This is a genomic window from Nonomuraea sp. NPDC003560, assembly GCF_042878785.1.
GTDB lineage: Bacteria > Actinomycetota > Actinomycetes > Streptosporangiales > Streptosporangiaceae > Nonomuraea.
On record NZ_JBIAOF010000003.1, the window covers coordinates 649,892 to 668,091 of the forward strand.

General features: G+C 73.8%; 12 protein-coding genes. 6 read left to right on the forward strand and 6 right to left on the reverse strand.

What is annotated here, in order from left to right; genetic code table 11:
* Positions 1-19: 19 nt before the first annotated feature.
* Genes ACFYUV_RS13935 through ACFYUV_RS13945 form a run of 3 tightly spaced genes read left to right on the forward strand, consistent with a single transcriptional unit; the run spans position 20 to position 3,416 of the window.
* On the forward strand, positions 20-589 hold the full coding sequence (locus ACFYUV_RS13935; RefSeq protein ID WP_387668634.1) for an ATP-binding cassette domain-containing protein: 570 nt from the start codon (positions 20-22) through the stop codon (positions 587-589).
* Positions 589-2,853, forward strand: a complete 2,265-nt coding sequence (locus ACFYUV_RS13940; protein WP_387668636.1) for a YhgE/Pip family protein — start codon at positions 589-591, stop codon at positions 2,851-2,853. The genes ACFYUV_RS13935 and ACFYUV_RS13940 overlap by 1 nt, the downstream gene beginning before the upstream one ends.
* Positions 2,850-3,416, forward strand: a complete 567-nt coding sequence (locus tag ACFYUV_RS13945; RefSeq protein WP_387668639.1) for a TetR/AcrR family transcriptional regulator — start codon at positions 2,850-2,852, stop codon at positions 3,414-3,416. Before ACFYUV_RS13940 ends, ACFYUV_RS13945 begins: the two co-directional genes overlap by 4 nt.
* A gap of 7 nt (positions 3,417-3,423) precedes the next feature.
* Here the strand turns inward: ACFYUV_RS13945 and ACFYUV_RS13950 are convergent, their stop codons facing one another.
* Positions 3,424-3,945: a cysteine dioxygenase gene (locus ACFYUV_RS13950; RefSeq protein ID WP_387669268.1), complete on the reverse strand. Its 522-nt coding sequence runs from the start codon at positions 3,943-3,945 to the stop codon at positions 3,424-3,426.
* Between the two features lie 117 nt (positions 3,946-4,062).
* Between ACFYUV_RS13950 and ACFYUV_RS13955 the strand changes: the two genes are divergently transcribed.
* From ACFYUV_RS13955 to ACFYUV_RS13965, 3 genes are all read left to right on the forward strand, one after another.
* On the forward strand, positions 4,063-4,944 hold the full coding sequence (locus ACFYUV_RS13955; RefSeq protein WP_387668642.1) for a LysR family transcriptional regulator: 882 nt from the start codon (positions 4,063-4,065) through the stop codon (positions 4,942-4,944).
* 21 nt (positions 4,945-4,965) lie between these two features.
* Positions 4,966-5,595 (forward strand): LysE family translocator, encoded by a 630-nt coding sequence (locus ACFYUV_RS13960; protein ID WP_387668644.1) that lies wholly within the window; start codon positions 4,966-4,968, stop codon positions 5,593-5,595.
* An 84-nt stretch (positions 5,596-5,679) separates the two neighbouring features.
* Positions 5,680-11,853, forward strand: coding sequence for a hypothetical protein (locus tag ACFYUV_RS13965; protein ID WP_387668646.1), 6,174 nt, complete (start codon positions 5,680-5,682; stop codon positions 11,851-11,853).
* A gap of 39 nt (positions 11,854-11,892) precedes the next feature.
* Here ACFYUV_RS13965 and ACFYUV_RS13970 read toward each other — a convergent pair whose 3' ends face one another.
* From ACFYUV_RS13970 to ACFYUV_RS13990, 5 genes are read right to left on the reverse strand one after another with little or no spacing between them, the layout of a single operon-like run.
* Entirely contained in the window at positions 11,893-13,479 is a 1,587-nt protein-coding gene (locus ACFYUV_RS13970) for an acyl-CoA synthetase (RefSeq protein ID WP_387668648.1), read from the reverse strand.
* The gene (locus ACFYUV_RS13975) at positions 13,479-14,627 is read right to left on the reverse strand and encodes a thiolase domain-containing protein (protein ID WP_352323091.1); all 1,149 of its coding nucleotides are present in this window, start codon (positions 14,625-14,627) and stop codon (positions 13,479-13,481) included. Before ACFYUV_RS13975 ends, ACFYUV_RS13970 begins: the two co-directional genes overlap by 1 nt.
* Before the next feature lie 3 nt (positions 14,628-14,630).
* Positions 14,631-15,650: a thiolase domain-containing protein gene (locus tag ACFYUV_RS13980; protein ID WP_387668651.1), complete on the reverse strand. Its 1,020-nt coding sequence runs from the start codon at positions 15,648-15,650 to the stop codon at positions 14,631-14,633.
* A complete protein-coding gene (locus tag ACFYUV_RS13985; protein WP_387668653.1) occupies positions 15,647-16,549 on the reverse strand; it encodes a Zn-ribbon domain-containing OB-fold protein in 903 nt (300 codons plus the stop codon). The genes ACFYUV_RS13980 and ACFYUV_RS13985 overlap by 4 nt, the downstream gene beginning before the upstream one ends.
* Entirely contained in the window at positions 16,539-18,101 is a 1,563-nt protein-coding gene (locus ACFYUV_RS13990; protein WP_387668655.1) for an acyl-CoA synthetase, read from the reverse strand. The genes ACFYUV_RS13985 and ACFYUV_RS13990 overlap by 11 nt, the downstream gene beginning before the upstream one ends.
* Positions 18,102-18,200: the final 99 nt, after the last annotated feature.

An 18,200-nucleotide genomic window follows, 5' to 3' on the forward strand; every position in this document is an offset into this window, starting at 1 on the left:
CAGTTCAAGAGATGGGGTTGTGGTGATCGTCGCGGAGGGCTTGTCGATCGAGGGGGTGTACCCGGCGGTCTCGCTGAAGGCGGGCCCCGGGACGCTCACGGCGGTCGCCGGACCGGCGGGCAGCGGACGGACGAGCCTGCTGCTCACGCTGGCCGGGCGGATGAAGCCGACGACGGGCACGCTCTCCGTCGCCGGGCACACCAGGCCGCGGGCCATCCGCAAGGCGGCGGCGCTCGCGCTGGTCGACGGCGTGACGGATCTCGACAGAGCGCTGACGGTCAAGGAGCACCTGCGCGAGCGCAGGCGCAAGCCGTACCAGGAAGTTCTGAAGCGGGCGGGGCTCGCGGCGCCGGACACGACGCCGGTGAGCGAGCTGGACCGCGAGCAGCAGGTGCGCCTCGGCGTCGCCCTGGCCCTGCTGGACGAGCCCGCGGTGATCCTCGCCGACAACGTGGACGCGGGCCTGCCCGACGACCGCGTACGGGAGCTCTGGGACCTCCTGCGCGACCTCGGCGCCGGCCTCGGCACGGCCGTGGTCGCGAGCTGCGTGCGCCCGCCCGCCCGCTACGACCACCTCGTGGAGCTGTGATGAAGGGCATGCTGCGGTCCCGGTTGACCCGGGCTGCGCTGGCGGCGGTGATCGTGCTGCCGCTGCTGTACGCCGGACTGTACCTGTGGTCGTTCTGGGACCCCCAGGGCAACCTCGACCGGGTCCCCGTCGCGCTGGTCATGGAGGACCGCCCGGCCACGGTCGACGGCAAGACCCTGCACGCGGGCCAGGACCTGGCCGACGAGCTGCGCGAGCGCCGGACGTTCGCCTGGCACGAGGCCACGCCCCGGCAGGCGGCCGACGGGGTCGCCGACGGCAGCTACTACCTGTCGCTCACCGTGCCCGCCGACTTCAGCGCCCGCCTGGCCTCGCCGTCCGACGACACGACGACCCCCACCCCCGCCCAGCTCGGCCTGCGCGTGGACACCGGCCGCAGCTACATCGTCGGCAGCATCTCCGACGCGGTCTTCAACGAGGTGCGCGCCGCGGCCGAGCGCACGGCCATCCACGACTACTTCGACAAGGTCTTCGTCTCGATCGGCGACATCCACGACGCCACCACCGAGGCCGCCGACGGCGCCGGCAAGCTGCACGACGGCGCGGTCAAGGCCGGCGACGGCGTCTCCCGGCTCAACTCCGGCCTCGGCACCGCCGAGAACGGCGCCCAGCAGCTCTCCGTCGGCCTGAACAGCGCCAACACCGCCACCGGCAAGCTGCGGAACGGCTCGGCCCAGGTCACCGGCGGCATCGGCAAGGCGCAGCAGGCCATCGGCGAGCTGCGCGACGGCCTGCGCAAGCTCCGCAGCGAGGGCACCTCCGAGCTGCGGAAGGGCACCCGGAAGGCGGCCGACCAGGTCCACACCCAGACGCGCGCGGTCAACCAGCTCGCCGACAAGTACGTGCCGGTGCTGAACGAGTGGGGCCCGAAGGTCGCCGACGCCGCCGAGCAGGTGGCCGACGCCGCCGACCGGCTGGCGGACGGCTCCGGCACGGGCGCCGGCGCGACCCGCGCGGCGGGCAGCGCCCGCGAGGCCGCCTCCCAGGCCCAGGCCGCGCTCGACCGCCTCGGCGCGGACGCCGACCCCGAGGTGCGCTCCCTGCTGCGCAGCGCGGCGAACGCCGCCGAACGCGCCGCCGAGCAGGCCGGCTCGGCGGGCACCGGCGGCACCGGCGGCACGGGCGGCGCCTCCGCCCTGTCCGCCCAGGCCCGCGAGCTGGCCAGGAACGCCAGGAAGATCGCGGCCGTGGCCCCGCAGATCGGCCCCAAGGTCAACCAGGTCAGGACCCAGGTGAACGCCCTGGACGACGGCCTGGCCAAGCTGGCCGCGGGCGCGGCGACCGTGGACGCGAGCCTGGCCAAGGCCGGCACCGGCGCGGGCACCCTCTACCAGGGCGCGGCCAAGCTGCACGACGGCTCGGCCCAGGTGACCAGCGGCCTCGGACAGCTCGGCGGCGGGCTGGTCAAGCTCAGCGACGGCGCGAGCACCCTGCGCACCGGGGTCGGCCGGCTGCACGACGGCGCGGGCCAGGTGGACAAGGGCATGGACCAGCTCGCCAAGGGCTCGAAGGACCTGGCGGGCGGGCTCGGCGAGGGCGCGGAGAAGATCCCCGACTACGACGCCCGGCAGCGGGCCGCCCGCGCCGACGTGATGAGCGACCCGGTGCGGCTGGCCAAGACGGTCGACAACGAGGTCCCCAACTACGGCACCGGCTTCGCGCCGTTCTTCCTGCCGCTGGCGCTGTGGGTGGGCGCGATGATCACCTTCATGGTGCTCAAGCCGCTGAACCAGCGGCGGCTGGCCGGGACCCAGGGCGCGGTGCGCATCGCGCTGGCCGGCTGGCTGCCCGCGGTGGCGCTGGGCGCGGCCCAGGTCGGCGTGCTGGCGGCGGTGCTGCGGTTCGCGCTCGGCCTGGAGGCGGCCCACTGGCTCGGGGTGATCGGGCTGCTGCTGCTCGCGGCGGCCGCGTTCCTGGCGGTGGTGCAGGCGGTCAACGCGCTGCTCGGGCCGCCCGGCCGGGTGGTGGGGCTGGCGCTGCTGATGCTCCAGCTCACCTCGGCGGCGGGGACGTACCCGATCGAGACCTCGCCCGGGTTCTTCCAGACGATCTCGCCGTGGCTGCCGATGAGCTGGGTCGTCTCGGCGCTGCGCAGGCTGATCAGTGGCGGCGATCTGACCGTGGTGTGGCAGGCTTGCGGCGTGCTGTCCGCATTCCTCGTGCTCGGGCTCGCGCTGACCACCCTCGCGGTGGAGCGGGGCCGCATCTGGTCCATGAAGCGCCTGCACCCCGAGCTGTCGCTGTGAGCAGGCAGGACACCCGGGCGAAGGTGTTCACGGCGGCGGTCGAGCTGATCGCCGAGCAGGGCTACGCGGCCACCGCGGTCGACGCGATCGCCGAGCGCGCCGGGGTGGCCAAGGGCACCGTGTTCTACAACTTCGGCAGCAAGGAGGGCCTGTTCTCCGCGCTGCTGGAGCACTCGATCGAGCGGCTGGCGGGGGCGCTGGCCGCCGCCGACACCGGCGAGAGCGGTGTGGCCGCCCTCGACTCGGTCGTGCTCGGCCAGCTGCGCTTCTTCGAGGAGCACGGCCCGTTCGCCCGGGTGTTGCTGGCCGAGATGTGGCGCACCGCCTGGCAGGAGGCGGTGGCGCGGCTGCGCGAGAGCGCGCTCGGCGTGTACGCGGACGTGCTGCGCAGGGCGGCGGCCAGTGGCGAGATCCGCGCCGACCTCGACGTGGAGACGGCGGCGACCGCCCTGTTCGGCATGGTCCTGACGGTCGCCATCGAACGCCGTGCCCTCTACCCCGAGCGGCCGATCGAGCAGACCCACCAGACCCTGGTCGAGCTGCTCCACGGCCGCATCAGGTGAGGCGGGCTCAGCGCACCGGCAGCTCGTAGACGCGGCGCACGCTGCTGCCCAGCTTGCCGACGTCGGCGCCGTACACGTGCAGCGACACCCCGACCTCGTCGCTGGTGTTGAGCACCATGTGGATGTCGCCGGGCGGGGCGAAGCCGCTGACCTCGCCCGGCCGGTTGTCGGCGCGTCCGATCTCCAGCAGGTGGTCGCCCATGTCGCGGTAGAGCGTCTCGTGCTCGATGCCGCTGAGGATGCCGAACGTGCACCACGACACGTGGTCGTGGATCACCGTGTACTGGCCGGGACGCCACACGACGGCCACGATCGAGAACTCGTCCTGGGCGTGCAGCAGGTGGGAGGTATAGCGGTCGGGCGTGCCGAGGCGTTCCTCGGGCGTGAGGATGTCCATGCCGGGCAGCCGGTCGCGCAGCAGGTCGGCGACGGCGAACGCGGTCTCGCGGGCGCCGAGCTTCCTGGCCACGATCTCGGAGATGCCGGACACCAGAACGTCGAGCCCTGGCCTGGTGGTGGTCGCGACCATGTTCACGGTGTCCCCCTAGGGAAAATGCGGCAATTTGTCCTCCCTCTCTACGGTGACCTATGGCGATCGATAGGTCCAACAGAAGTCTTCTGGCCTATTGATAGATACGATTGATGAATGCTCGACGTCGCCCGGCTCCGCGTCCTGGTCGCGGTGGCCCGCAAGGGGTCGCTCACCGCGGCCGCCAAGGAGCTCCACTATTCCCAGCCGTCCATCAGCCACCATCTGGCCCGGCTGGAGGCCGAGACCGGCGCCAAGCTCGTCCAGCGGGTGGGGCGCGGCATCCGGCTGACCGAGGCGGGCCGGCTGCTGGCCGACCGCGCCGCCGACATCATCGGCCGGATCGACGCCACCGCCGAGGAGCTGGCCGCCCACGTGGGCCTGCGCGAGGGCCGCGTGCGGCTGGCCGCCTTCCCGTCGGCGCTCGGCACGTTCATCCCGTCCGCCGTCCGCCGCCTGGCGGCCGCCCATCCCGGGCTGCGGCTGGAGCTCACCGAGACCGAGCCGCCCGAGGCCCTCCGGCTGCTGCGCGCCGGCCGGGTCGACGTCGCCGTCATGTTCCGGTACGACGACACCGCCCCCGAGGACGCCGGCCTGCACCTGATCCACCTCCTCGACGACCCCAGCTACCTGGTCTCCCCCGAGCCGGGCGGCGAGCTGGCCGACCACGCCGACTCCCCCTGGATCGCCGGCTGCGACCGCTGCCGCAGCCACCTGCTCGACATCTGCGCCAAGGCCGGGTTCGAGCCGCGCATCTCCTTCACCAGCGACGACATCGTGGCCGTGCAGGCGCTCGTGGCGGCCGGGATGGGCCTGACCGTGCTGCCCGGCCTGGCGCTCAGCGCCCACCGCAACCCCGACGTCGCGGCGGCCCAGGTGCCGGGCTCCACCAGGCACGTGTACGCCGCCGTCTACGGCGACCCGCCGCACCCGCCGGCCACCGGCGCCCTGCTCGAAGCGCTCGGCGCGAGCCTGCCGCCCGCCGGGGAAAACCGTTGACGGCGTCCTTACGATGAGCACATGCCGGACATCACGCATATCGCGCTGTTCTGCGCGGCCACGCTGGGACTGCTCGTGGTCCCCGGCCCCGCGGTGCTCTACATCGTCACCCGCAGCGTCTCCCAGGGCCGGTCCGCCGGGTTCGTCTCGGTGCTGGGCGTGCACGCCGGCTCGCTGGTCCACATCGGCGCGGCGGCCCTCGGCCTCAGCGCGCTGATCGCGGCCTCGGCGACCGCGTTCACGGTCGTCAAGTACGTGGGCGTGGCGTACCTGCTCTGGCTCGGCCTGCGCAAGCTGATGAAGCGCGGCGGGGAGTCCGAGGAGGTCGTCGAGCTGCAGGTGCAGTCCAGGCGGCGGCTGTTCTGGGAGGGGTTCGTGGTCAACGTGCTCAACCCGAAGACGGCCGTGTTCTTCCTGACCTTCCTGCCGCTGTTCACCGTCCCGGCGGCGGGGCCGGTGGGACCGCAGATCCTGATGCTCGGCGGGTTGTGGCTGGTGCTGGGGATGGCCAGTGACGGCATGTACGCGCTGCTGTCGTCCACGCTGGCCGGACGGCTGCGCGGGTCCGTACGGGCGCGGCGGCGGCTCGACGTGGGCAGCGGCCTGGTCTACCTCGGGCTGGCCGCGTGGCTCACAACCGAGAAGGCATGACAAGCCGCGAAATTTCCCGCTCTTAATGCGATAGTGAGATCGATCGGGGGACGAAAAGCCGGGACGTAGCAGCTAGGCGGACCCATGGACGCGCCACCGCACCGCCTCGGCCTCGAACGAGTCGTCGAGGTCTACTCGGGTCACGACGACGTGGTCGGCGTGACCGGGACCGGCCATGTGATCGGCACGGACCTCGTGCTGACCGCGTCCCCCGTGGTGGATCCCGACACGCCCTGCCAGGTGCGCCCGCCGTGGTCGTCCCGGTGGGCGGCGGCCGAGCAGGTCTGGCGCGGGCACGGCGCGGTGCTGCTGCGGGTGCCCGGACCGCCCTGGGCCGACGTGCCCGGCATCGGGCACCTTCGATGGGCCGCCTTGTCCGGAGAAGGAGTGCCGTGCCTGGCCATGGGGTTCCCGCGGGCGCGGCGGCGGTCGGGGTTCAGGGACGTCCGGGTGCTGTCCGGAACCGCCGCCGCCCCCACGGGCCCGGCGTCGCGGACGCTCAGCATGGACGTGCCCGGCCCGCCGCCTCCGTTGGAGGTGTGGGCGGGCCTGACCGGAGCCGCGCTGCTGGCCGAGCCCGCCGGGCAGGTCGCCGCCGTCGTCACGGCCTCGGCCGCCGGGCACGCCCGGGGGCGGCTCGACGCGGTGCCCGTGGGCGTGCTGCTGCGCGACGACCGGTTCCGCGAGCTGACCGGCGCTGCGCCGGGCCCCTTGGAGAGGGTTTCGGCCGGGGACGGGCGGGTGGTCCTGTCCGGGCTGCTGCTGCCGGCGCGGGAGCCGTTGCCGTCCGACTGCCCGGACTGGCGGCTGCTGCTGCCGCGGCACGCCGTGGTGCCGTACTCCGGGCGGGACGGGCAGCTCGCCGCCCTGCGGGCCTGGGCCGGGGAGCCGGCCGCGCTGTCGGTCGCGGTGGTGACCGGGCGGAGCGGCGCGGGCCGTACCCGGCTGGCCGGGGAGCTGTGCGAGGGACTGCGGGAAGCGGGCTGGGACGCCGGTTTCCTGGCCCTGGACGCCGCGCTCGCCGCCCTGTCCGGGCGCGCGGCGGTGTCTTTGGAGGCGGTGCGGCCCTCGCTGGTGGTCGTGGAGTCGCCGGAGCCGTCCGCTCCGCTGGTGGGCGAGCTGGTACGGCGGCTGGCCAAGCACGGGCACAACCCCCGCGTACGGGTGTTGCTGCTGGCCCGCGAGCCCGGCGAGGCGGAGTGGTGGCGGCGGCTGGACACGGCGGCGGGCGGCTGGCTGCGCCGGCTCAACACCACGACCGTGCAGCTCAACCAGCACCCGCTCACCCTGAACGAGCGCACCGAGCACGCGTTCACGGCGATGAAGGCGTTCGCGCCGAGCCGGGCCGCGCTCCCCACGCCCCCGCGCCTGGACGACCCCGAGTACGGCCTGCCGCTCCGCGTCCACCTCGCGGCCCTGCTGCGGCTGCGCGGCGGCGAGACGGAGGTCCTGCCCGCGCCCACCGTCCCGGACGCCCTGCCCGGCGGCGGGATCGGCGCCCCGCCCTACCGGACGGCGCCCGACCCCCGCCCCGGGACGTCCTGGAACGCCTTCCGTCCCGGCGGCCGGAGCGGAACCCGGACGCGCGCGACGGTGACCGTCGGCGAGGAGCTGCTCAGCCGCTTCCTCGACCGCGAACGCGACCAGTGGGCCACCGTCTGGCCCGCCGGCCGCGCCCAGGTGGACGAGACCACCGCCCGGCAGTCCGTCGCCCTGCTCACGCTCACCGCCCCCACCCCCGCCGAGCTGCCCGGCCTGCTGTCGGCCGTGCCCGCCCTGCACGGCGATCCGCAGGCCGCGGCGGTCGTCGCCGACTGGCTGGGACGCGTCTTCCCCGGCGTGGACCGGCTGTGCCCGCTCGGGCCTGACCTGGTGGCCGAGCAGGCGCTCGCCGAGACCGAGGACCTGGACGCGCTGGTCCTGGCCGTGCACGACCACGAGCGGCGGACGGCCGGGCACCTGGCACGCCTGCTCGACGTGCTCCGCCTGGGCGCGGAGCGGGCGGAGGTGGGGCGGGCGCTGCGTTCGCTGGTGACGTCCAGGATCGGGGCGCTGGTCGCGGAGGCGGCGGCGAACCCCGCCACCCGGCTCGGCGACCTGCTCAACGCCGCGCTCACGCAGCTGCCGGCCGACCGGGCGACGACCGCGGCGGTGGCCGCGCTGCCCTTCGAACCGCAGGCGGATGCGCAGGTGGATTCCCGAGCGGATTCATGGGGTCCGTCCATTGCTGGGCCGCCGCTCGGGGTGCGGGCCCTTGAGGTGACGCTGGCCGAGCTGGCCGTACGGCACTTCCGCGCAGGCGGCAGGCGGACGGCGCTGGCGGGGGCGCTGGCCCGGCTGTCGTCCCGGTTGTCGGCCGTGGGCCGGGTGGGTGAGGCGGTGGTGGCCGCCGCCGAGGCCGTGGAGATCTTCGCGGCCGCTCCCCCGTACGAGGAGGCGGCCGGGCAGGCGGAGGCGCTGTTCGTCCTGGGGGCGTGCCTGCTGCTCGCGGGCGAACCCGGGAGCGCGCTCAGGCCCGCCCAGGAGGCGGCGACCCGGTTCCGCATCCTGGCCGAGGACGATCCCGGGTACGCGGGACGGGCCGGGCAGGCGTACCACAACCTGGCGTGCGCGCTGCTGGACTCGGGGCGGACGGCCGAGGCGGTGGAGGCGTTCGCGGCGGCGGGCGGTGCCGGCGAGGTCGCCGCAGCCCTGACCGACGTCCTCACAGCGCACGCCTCCCCCACAAGCCCCACCCCGGCTCCCCCGCCCCAGCTCCCCACGCCTGTCCCGCCATTCGCCTTCCCCGGACCCGAGCCGGGGGCGTTGCCCGAGTTGGCCGCCTGCCTTGCCGTCGCGGCCACCGCCGGCGTGGCGGGCGCGGCGCCGACCGACAGGGATCTGGCTCAACGGTTGTGCCTGCTGGCCGGGTGGCTCGGTGAACACGGCAGGGCGGCCGAGGCCGTCGCTCCCGCCGCAGAGGCCGTCGTACGGCTGCGCGGCCTGGCGGACGAGGAGCCGGGCCTGCGGCTGATGCTGGCCGAGGCCGCGGGCCTGCTGGCCGGGCTGCACCGCGAGCTGTACGACCTGGACCAGGCCGAGCGGTTCGCCGCCGAGGCGGTGCGGAACCTGCGCTCGCTGGTCGCGCTCGAACCCGACGAGCACCGCCCGGCCCTGACCGTCCAGCTCCTCGACCTGGGCGAACTGCTGCTGACCGACGCGCGCCCCCGCGACGCGCTCGACCCGCTCCAGGACGCCGCGATCCTCGCCTCCGAACTGGACGAACGGCACAGGGCCGTCAGGGCTCGCTCCAGACACCTGCTCGCCCTCTGCCTGGCCGAACTCGACCGCCCCGCCGACGCCCGAGCCCATGCGGAGGCAGCGGCCGCTCTGTACGACGCCCTGAGCACCGAAGACGCGTCCTACCGGCGACACCGGGAGGAGATCCGAGCCTGGCAGGAGTCGACGACCGACCCCACCGCCGCCGGGGCCGGAGAACCCGAACAGCCCTGGATGACCACCCTGATCACCCCGCCACCCGACGTGGCCAGAGCCGAACGAACCCTGATCGAACCCCGCGCCGCCCTGGAGCCCGCGGACAGCCCCGCATCCGCCGACGACCTTGCGGTCCTGGAGGGGCCACAGGTCATGGGCGGACCTGGGGTCGCGGAAGACCCGCAGGTCCCCGCAGGACCGCCGCCCGCGAACGGTCCGCGAACCGCGGACAGGCCACCGGCCGCGGACAGGCCGCAAACTCCGGACGGGCCGCAAGCCGCGCGAGTGCAGGCGTACGCCGCCGCCCAGGCAGCGCTGGCACGCGCCTGGGCCGAGACCGGACGCGCCCGCGACGCCCTCCGCCTCGCAACCCAGGCCGCCGACCTGCTACGACGCCACGCGACACCTGACGACCCCGGCGACGGGAGCACCCAGGGGGCTGGAGTCGGTGGGGTGGGCGCGGGTGGGGTAGGCGCCGGTGGGGTGGGCGCCGGTGGGGTGGGCGCGGGTGGGGCCGTTGTGGGTGGGGCCGTTGTGGGGGCGGTTGGGCGGGCGCTTGTGGGGTTGGGGCGGTATTCGGAGGCGGTGCCGTATCTGCGGGGTGCTGTGGAGGCGTGTGGGCCGCAGGCCGAGGTCAGCTTCGTGGTGCAGCAGGAGCTGGCCAAGCTGCTCGTCCTGGAGGTCGTGGCGCTGGAGGCCACGGGCCGCCTGGAGGTCGCCGACAGCGAGGCGGAGCGGCTGGTCGCGGTGTGCGAGGGGCTGGTGGCCGAGCGGCTGGAGTCCCCGGTCGTGCTCGCGGGGGCGCTGCGTCTGCACGCGGGCCTCCGGCTGGCCGCCGGGAACGTGGCAGGAGCGCTCCAATCGGTCACCCGCGCCCTGGACATCCTCGTGCCCGAGCCGCCCGAGCGCACCCGTCTGCTCACCGCCACCTGCCTGGAGCTCAGCGGCCTGTGCCACGCCGACCTGGACGAACGCGACCTCGCCGCCGCCGAGCTGGCCAAGGGCGTCGCCCTGATGGCCGAGGAGGGCCCGCTCACCCGGGACCTGGCCGGCGTGCACGTCCGAGCGCTGGCCCGCCTGGCCCGGCTCCGCGTGACCGGCCACGGCCCGTCCGCCGGAACCGACCTGTACGCCCAGATCCTCCGGGTACGCCCGCTGCCGCACCCCGACGTGCTCACCACGGCCGTGGACGAGCTGTCCGCCCACCTGCGCGCGGCCACCCCGAGGACGGCCGCCAGGCTGCTGCCGCTGCTGACGGCGTTCGCCGAGGCGTTGGAGCGCGAGGCCCCGGTCAGCGAGAACCCGCTGCTGCACGAGCGGTTCGGCCACTGCCTCATGCTCGGCGGCGCGACGGCGGCTCCGGCCGTACGCGTCCTCAAGGGGCTGGCCGCGTTCGACGCCCGCCACCGGCACTCCCTGGGCCTGGCGCTGGCCGCGCTCGGCGACGCCGACCTGACCGTCCTTGAGCAGGCCGTGGACCTGTTGTCCGAGGACGGGAGGGCGCTGGCCGACACGCTGAACAGGTACGCGGTCAGGCTGTTGGAGGCCGGTCGGCCGGTGGAGGCGCTGGCCCACTCGGAACGCGCCGCCGACCTCTGCGACGAGCTGGACGAGCCCGCGGTCGCCGCCGTCACGTACGCCCAGCTCGGCGCCGCTCTGGCCGCCCTCGACCGTCCGCAGGCCGCGCTGGAGGCGGTGACCTGGTCGCTGGCCGAGCAGGAACGCGCCGCGGAGGCGCGGGGCGGCGAGGCCGGGCTGCTCGGCGTGCGCGCGCAGGCGATCCAGGTGCGCGGGCAGGTGCTGCGCGCGTCCGGCCGGACGCAGGAGGCGCTGGCCCACCTGGTGGAGGCCATGCGCCTGCACGTCCGGCTCGCCCGGCCCGCGGCGGCGGCCGAGGTGGCCGGGACGGTCGCCGACGACCTGCTGGCCGCCGGGCGTCCCGAGGAGGCCGCCGAGTACGCCAGGATCGCCGTCACCGGCCTGCCGCCGCGCACGCTCAGGCATGCCCTGGCCACCCAGCGCCTGGTCAGGTGCCACATGATGCTGGGCGAGGCGCGGGAGGCGGGCGCGCTGGCCGAGGAGCTGATCCGGCTGGCCAGGCGGTCGCCGGGCGAGCTGACGTACCGGGCGATCCTGGCCGATTCGCTGGCGCAGAGCTCGGAGCTGCTGCCCCTGCTGCGGCCCGGCGCGGCTGCGGAGGCCGAGCAGCGGGCCCGCGAGGCCATCGCGATCTACGACGAGCTGCTGACCACGGGCATGAACGCCGAGGCGCTGCACGTCAGCCGGGCGGGCGCCGGGCTGACGCTGGCCGCCGCGCTCCGGCTACGCGAGCAGCCGGCGGCGGCGGTGGGACCGCTGCGCGAGGCCGTCGCCGTGCTCGAACGCCACGCCCCCGCGAACCCCCTGCTCGGCGGCATCCTGTCCCGCGCCCTGCTCATGCTGGGCGACGCGCTGATGGAGTCGGGCCGGGCGCTGGAGGCCGGCCTGGTCTTCCATCGCGGCGCCCAGGTCATCGACGACGAGCCGGCCGCCGCCGTCGCCCACGCCCGGCTCGGCTTCTGCCAGCAGGAGCTGGGCAGGGACGACGCGGCCGACACCGCGCTCCGGGTCGCGCACGGCCTGCTGCGCGGCCTCCTGACCGCCGGTGCCACCGCCCCGAACGGCGGGAACGGCGAGCTCACCGAGCTGCTGCGCGACGTGCTGCGCGGCCGGCTGCGGCTGCTGGAGAAGTCCGGCAGGCGCGAGGAGGCGGCCCAGGTGGAGGCCGAACTACGCACGACCTAGCCACCGCGCGGCCGGAGCCCACGAGCGACGACCGGGTGGTCAGGGGGTGGCGGCTTCGGCGGTTTGCCTGGCCCAGCGGTAGTCGGCCTTGCCGGCGGGCGAGCGGACCATCTCCTTCACGAACGCGTACGAACGCGGCACCTTGTACCCCGACAATGACGCCCGGCAGTGAACGTCCAGCTCGGCGGCGGTCACCTCGACGCCGGGACGCGGCTCGACCACCGCCGCCACCCTGCTCCCCCACCGGTCGTCCGGCACGCCGGTCACCACCGCGTCGAACACCGCCGGATGGCCCTTGAGGACGGCCTCGACCTCCTCGGGGAACACCTTCTCCCCGCCGGTGTTGATGCACTGCGAGCCGCGGCCGAACACGTGCACGGTGCCGTCGGCGTCCACGGTCGCCAGGTCGCCGGTGAGCAGCCAGCGGGTGCCGTCGGGGTCGGTGACGAACGTGCGCGCCGACTTGTCCGGGTCGTTGTAGTAGCCGAACGCCACCCGCCCGGACCTGGCCACCGTCCCCATCTGCCCCGAACCGGGCGGAACGGGACGTCCCCGCTCGTCCAGGACGCTGATCCTGGCCGACGGGTTGGGCTGGTAGCGCAGCCCGGTCTCGGGCGTGGAGCCGGGCAGCGCGGAGGCGGTGTAGCCGGACTCCGTCGAGCCGAAGCTGTCCACGATCATGACGTCGGGCAGCAGGCCCTGGAGCCGGTCGCGGACCGCGCCGCTCAGGATCGCGCCGGTCGAGCTGACGACGAACAGCGACGACAGGTCGTACGTGCCCGTCTCCAGCGCCTCGGCCAGCGGCCTGGCCATGGCGTCGCCCGTGATGCTCATGGTGAGCACGCGCTCGCGCTCGACCGCCCGCCACACCTCGTCCGCGTCGAACTTGGGGACGAGCACCATCGTCCCGCCCGCCCACCAGCTGATGAAGGTGGCCATCTGCGCGGCGCCGTGCATGAGCGGCGAGGTGGCCATCATGATCATGGGCGTGGCCTTGACGGCCTCGTCGACGACCTCCTGCGGGGTGGTGCGCGGGTCGCCGTACGGGTTGCCACCGCCGAAGGCCATGAACAGGTCCTCGACGTGCCACATCGCGCCCTTGGGCATGCCGGTGGTGCCGCCGGTGTAGATGATGTAGACGTCCTGGCCGGTGCGCGGGGCGAAGCCGCGTTCCGGATCGCCGCGCTCCAGCGCCGCCTCGTACGGCACCGCCGAGGCGATCGACGACTCGCCGCCGACCGCGATCAGGTGCTCCAGCAGCGGCGCCTGGTGCGCGACGGCGGCCACGCGGGGGTCGAACTCGACGTCGTAGACCAGCGCGCGCAGGTCGGCGTCCTGGTAGAGGTAGAGCAGCTCGGCCTCGACGTACCGGTAGTTGACGTTGATCGGCACGGCCCGGATCTTGAGCGCGGCCAGCAGCCCGGCCAGGTACTCCACGCCGTTGTACAGGTGCAGCCCGACGTGCTGGCCCGGCCGCACGCCCAGGTCGGCGAGGTAGTGGGCGAGCCGGTTGGCCTCGGCGTCCAGCTCGGCGTAGGTGCGCCGCCGGTCGCCGCAGATGACGGCGGTGCGGTCCCCGATCGCGTCGGCGAGTGCTTCGAACAGGTCCGCGTGGTTGAACTCCATCAGGGTCTCTCCCGTCCGACGATCCACATCGCGAAGAACTGGGCTCCGCCGCCGTAGGCGTGGCCGAGCGCCGTGCGGGCGCCGTCCACCTGGTGCTCGCCGGCCTGGCCGCGCACCTGGAGCGCGGCCTCGGCGAACCTGATCAGCCCCGAGGCCCCGATCGGGTTGCTGGACAGCACGCCGCCGGAGGCGTTCCACGGGATGTCGCCGTCGAGGGCCGTGGCGCCGGACTCGGTCAGCTTCCAGCCCTCGCCCTCCGCCGCGAATCCCAGGTTCTCCAGCCACATCGGCTCGTACCAGGAGAAGGGCACGTACACCTCGGCCACGTCGATCTCGCGGCGCGGGTCGGTGACGCCGGCCTGGCGGTAGACGTCGGCGGCGCAGTCCTTGCCGCCCTGGGGGCTGACGGTGTCGCGGCCGGCCCGGAAGATGGGCTCCGAGCGCATGGCGGTGCCGTGCACCCAGGCGGGGGTGCCGGTGACCTTGTGCTCGGCGGCCAGGACCATCGCGCACGCGCCGTCGCTGGACGGGCAGGTCTCCAGGTAGCGGATCGGCTCCCAGAGCATCGGCGTGGACTCGACCATCTTCTGGTCGATGCCGGGGATCCTGAGGTGGGCGTAGGGGTTCTTCAGGGCGTTGAGCCGGTCCTTGACGGCGACCAGCGTGCCGATGTGGCCGGGCGCGCCGGACCTGCGCATGTACTCGCGGATGTGCGGCGCGAAGTAGCCGCCCGCGCCGACCACGAGCGACGCGCTGAAGGGCAGGTGCGTGGACAGCGCCCAGGTGGCGTTGGACTCCGACTGCTTCTCGAAGGCCACCACGAGCACCCGCTCGTGCACGCCGCCCTGGATCAGGCTCGCGCCGACCAGCGCCGTCGAGCCGCCGACGCTGCCCGCGGTGTGCACCCGCATCATCGGCTTGCCCGCAGCGCCGAGCGCGTCGGCGAGGTACGCCTCGGGCATCATGACGCCCTCGAACAGGTCGGGCGCCTTGCCGACCACGACGGCGTCGATGTCCTTGAACGTCAGCCCGGCGTCCTCCAGGGCCCGCAGCGCCGCCTCGCGGACCAGGCCCGCGATGGAGACGTCCCTGCGCTTGGTGGTGTAGTGCGTCTGCCCGACCCCGATCACCGCGCAGCGGTTGCCCATGATTCACGCCTCCAGGACCGTGACGAGGTTGTGCTGCAGGCAGGGGCCGCCGGCGGCGTGCCCGACGGTGCGGCTCGCGCCGCCGTCGAGGATGCGCCGCGCGGCCTCGCCGATGCGGATGAGCCCCGTGGCCATGACGGGGTTGGCGGCGAGCGGGCCGCCGGACGGGTTGATCAGCGTGTCGCCGCCCAGTTCGAGCGCCTCGCGCAGGATGAGCTCCTCGTGCGGGAACTGGGCGTGCAGCTCGGCCACCTCGACCGGGCCCTTGCCGACGCCGGCGGCCCGTGCGGCGTCGGCCGCGGAGACCGACCTGGCCAGGTCCCGCGTGCCCAGGTAGTGGGGCTCGATGCGGTGGGCGATGCCCTTGACGAACGCGGGGCGGCTGGTGAGCCGTCCGGCCAGTTCCGCCGTGGCCAGCACGATCGCCGCCGCGCCGTCCGTGACGGGCGGCACGTCCGTCTTCCTGAGGGGTTCGACCGCGACTTCCTCGCCGTCCGGTTCGGGCAGGTCGAGCGCGTACGGGTTGCTCCTGCCGTCCGCCCTGGACCTGCGGACGATCTCGTCGAGCTGTTTCCGGTCCGCGTCGAGCGCGTTCGCCTGGAGTGCGGCCAGGGAGAGCTGGTCGAGGCCGAGGGGTTCCAGGTAGTAGGGGTCGAGCTGGAGGGTCATGATGGTGCGCAGGTCGCCGAGCGACGACTTGCCGAAGCCGTAGACCAGGGCCGAGTCGATGTCGCCGTGCTGGAGGCGGACCCACGCCTCGTACAGGGCCCAGGCGCCGTCCATCTCGACGTGGCTCTCGGAGACGGGCGGCCAGGCGCCGAGCGCGTCCAGGGCGCTGACGAACGAGAACGGCGCCCCGGCCAGGTAGTCGCAGCTCCCCGAGCAGGTGAAGCCGAACCTGGTCAGCCCGGTCCGCTCCTTGACCTCGCTGATCACCGGCAGGATCAGCTCGGGCTCGGTGAGCCCGGTGTCGTGGTCGGTGTGGACGGTCTGCGCGAACGCGACGATCGCGACGTCTCTCATGACAGCTCCACGTCGGGCTCGCCGGTGGGGGCGAACCAGCGGATGTTCGCCATGGACTTGCTCCGCTCCTCCTCGGGCACCCAGACGGCCCTGACCCGCATGCCCTGGCGCACCTCGTGCGCGGGTACGTCGCCGATCAGGGCGATCATGGGGATGTCGGCGTTGTCGAGCAGGATGTAGGCGGAGACGAACGGCACTTCCGGCGCGCGCGGATCCGGCAGGTTGTTGATGGCGAACGTGGTGATCGTCCCGGTGTCGGGGAGTTCGAGCGTCTCCGGGATGAGACCTCCGCACTGGGGGCAGGACATCCGGTACGGCACGTACACCTGGTCGCACTGCTCGCAACGTCCGCCGAGGAAGACGCCGCGCTCGACGCCCTCCAGGAAGACGCGGAGCGAGCCGCCCGCCTGGAGGCGGTACTCGGCCCGCACATGGGACACGATCTTCGTGACCTCGGGCGCGAAGTGGGCGATGTCGGTGATGTGGCCCGTGGGCCGGTCGCGCCACACCGGCCAGACCCGGGAGCCCTTCGACAGCGCCCTGGGGTCGTCGGCGGCGACGGCGTGCACGAGCGCGGTGTCGGCGCCGTCCAGCAGGATCGTGGCCCAGGCGAAGGGCCGGTCGAGCGGGTGGTTCTGCAGGGGCTCGGGCACCCAGGCCCAGGAGGTCACCGTGCCGGCCGGGCCGACCTCGACGTACTCGGAGGTGACGGGGTCGCCGGTGGCCGGGTCGTATTCGAGTGGCGGCACGAGCACCTTGCCCTCTTTCGTGCGCACTCCGACGATGCGGCGGCCGCGTAATTCGGTGAGGAAGCGCCCGATCACCGGCCCGGTCGTCCGGGTGTAGCCGCCGGGGAACTCCAGGACGTGCTGGGCGACCAGCGGATCGTCAGATGGCACGGTCGTGACCCTCCCAGTACGGTGCGCGGAGCTTGCGCTTGAGCAGCTTGCCGTTGGGCTCGCGGGGCATCTCGGCGATGAAGTCGACGCTCTTGGGCCACTTCATCCGGGCCAGGCGGCCCTCCAGCGAGGCGATCAGCTCGGCCGCGAGCTCGGGGCCCGGCGCGACGCCCGGCGCGGGCTCGACGACGGCCTTGATCTGCTCGCCCCAGTCGTCGTCGGGGATGCCGAACACGGCCACGTCGGCGACCTTGGGGTGGATCATGAGCTCGTTCTCGATCTCGGCCGGGTAGATGTTCGTCCCGCCGGAGATGATCATGTCGGCCTTGCGGTCGCAGAGGAAGAGGAAGCCGTCCTCGTCCAGGTATCCGATGTCGCCGACCGTGAAGTAGTCCTTGAGCCGGTTCGCGGCGGTCTTGTCGGGGTCGCCCTTGTACTCGAAGGGCACGCCCATCATCTTCATGTAGATCGTCCCGGGGGTGCCGGTCGGTACGGGTTCGCCCTCGTCGTCCGCGATCAGCAGCTCGCTGATCGGCCAGGCGGAGCCGACCGTGCCCGGGTGCGCCTTCCAGCCCTCGGGCGTGGCCAGGGTGCCGCCGCCCTCGGTGGCCGCGTAGTACTCGTAGATGCAGTCGCCCCACCACTCGAACATCGCCCATTTGACCGGGACCGGGCAGGGGGCGGCGGCGTGGATCATCCACTTGAGCGAGGACAGGTCGTACTTGGCCCTGGTGGCCTCGGGGAGCGCGAGCAGGCGCTTGAAGTGCGTGGGGACCATGTGGGAGTTCGTGACGCGGTAGCGCTCGCACAGCCGGAGCGTCTCCTCGGCGTCCCATCTGTCCATGTAGACGAGGGTGTGGCCCATGTGCAGGGCGCTGCCGCCGAACTGGGTGACGGCGGTGTGGTAGCTGGGCGAGGTGACCAGGTGCGCGTTGGGCGGCCCGGCCGTGATGCCGAACAGGCCGAGCAGGAAGGTCATCAGCTCGGCGCCGTCGTCGGGGTCGAGGCCGCTCAGCGTGCGCCGGACGCCCTTGGGCCGGCCGGTGGTGCCCGAGGTGTAGTGCATGGTGGCGCCGGCCGTGCGGCCGGGCGGCGCGGTGTCCGGTTGCCCGGCGGTCAGCTCGCCCGCCGGGCGGAAGCCGTCCTGCCCGCCGTCCCCGCCGCCGTCCCCGAGGAGGAAGCGCCGGTGCGGCTCGATCGCCTCGGCTCCCCTGGCGCCCTCCTGGAGGAAGCGGGGGTGGACGAAGAACGCCTTGGCCTCGCTGTCGGACACGATGTAGCCGATCTCCGGGCCGGTGAGGTGCCAGTTGATCGGCGTGTAGTACCAGCCGGCCTGGAGCGCGGCCAGGTAGAGGACGAGGCCGTCCGCGCCGTTCGGGACCAGGCCGCAGATCCCGTCGCCCGGCTCCAGGCCGAGCTCGCGTAACCCGTGGACGAGGCGGTTCGAACGGGCCAGGAGGTCACCCGCGCGGTGCTCCGTGCCGTCGGGGTCGACGGCCGCGATCCACTCGGGATCCGCCTGCGCCAGCCTCCAGAAACCGAGCGTGCCCATCTGATCTCCTCAGCTCAGGCGTAGCAAAACAGGAACTTGTTCTCGTTTGCTGTGGGGAGCGTATCCCGCGGGTAAAGTTCGTAGCAAGCGCTTGATTCA

Excerpts from the sequence above, each read along its gene's own strand:
- ACFYUV_RS13965 (WP_387668646.1), top strand. The coding sequence starts at position 5,680 with ATGGACGCGCCACCGCACCGCCTCGGCCTCGAACGAGTCGTCGAGGTC.
- ACFYUV_RS13975 (WP_352323091.1), bottom strand. The coding sequence starts at position 14,627 with ATGGGCAACCGCTGCGCGGTGATCGGGGTCGGGCAGACGCACTACACC.
- ACFYUV_RS13980 (WP_387668651.1), bottom strand. The coding sequence starts at position 15,650 with ATGAGAGACGTCGCGATCGTCGCGTTCGCGCAGACCGTCCACACCGAC.
- ACFYUV_RS13955 (WP_387668642.1), top strand. The coding sequence starts at position 4,063 with ATGCTCGACGTCGCCCGGCTCCGCGTCCTGGTCGCGGTGGCCCGCAAG.
- ACFYUV_RS13990 (WP_387668655.1), bottom strand. The coding sequence starts at position 18,101 with ATGGGCACGCTCGGTTTCTGGAGGCTGGCGCAGGCGGATCCCGAGTGG.
- ACFYUV_RS13970 (WP_387668648.1), bottom strand. The coding sequence starts at position 13,479 with ATGGAGTTCAACCACGCGGACCTGTTCGAAGCACTCGCCGACGCGATC.
- ACFYUV_RS13940 (WP_387668636.1), top strand. The coding sequence starts at position 589 with ATGAAGGGCATGCTGCGGTCCCGGTTGACCCGGGCTGCGCTGGCGGCG.
- ACFYUV_RS13950 (WP_387669268.1), bottom strand. The coding sequence starts at position 3,945 with ATGGTCGCGACCACCACCAGGCCAGGGCTCGACGTTCTGGTGTCCGGC.
- ACFYUV_RS13960 (WP_387668644.1), top strand. The coding sequence starts at position 4,966 with ATGCCGGACATCACGCATATCGCGCTGTTCTGCGCGGCCACGCTGGGA.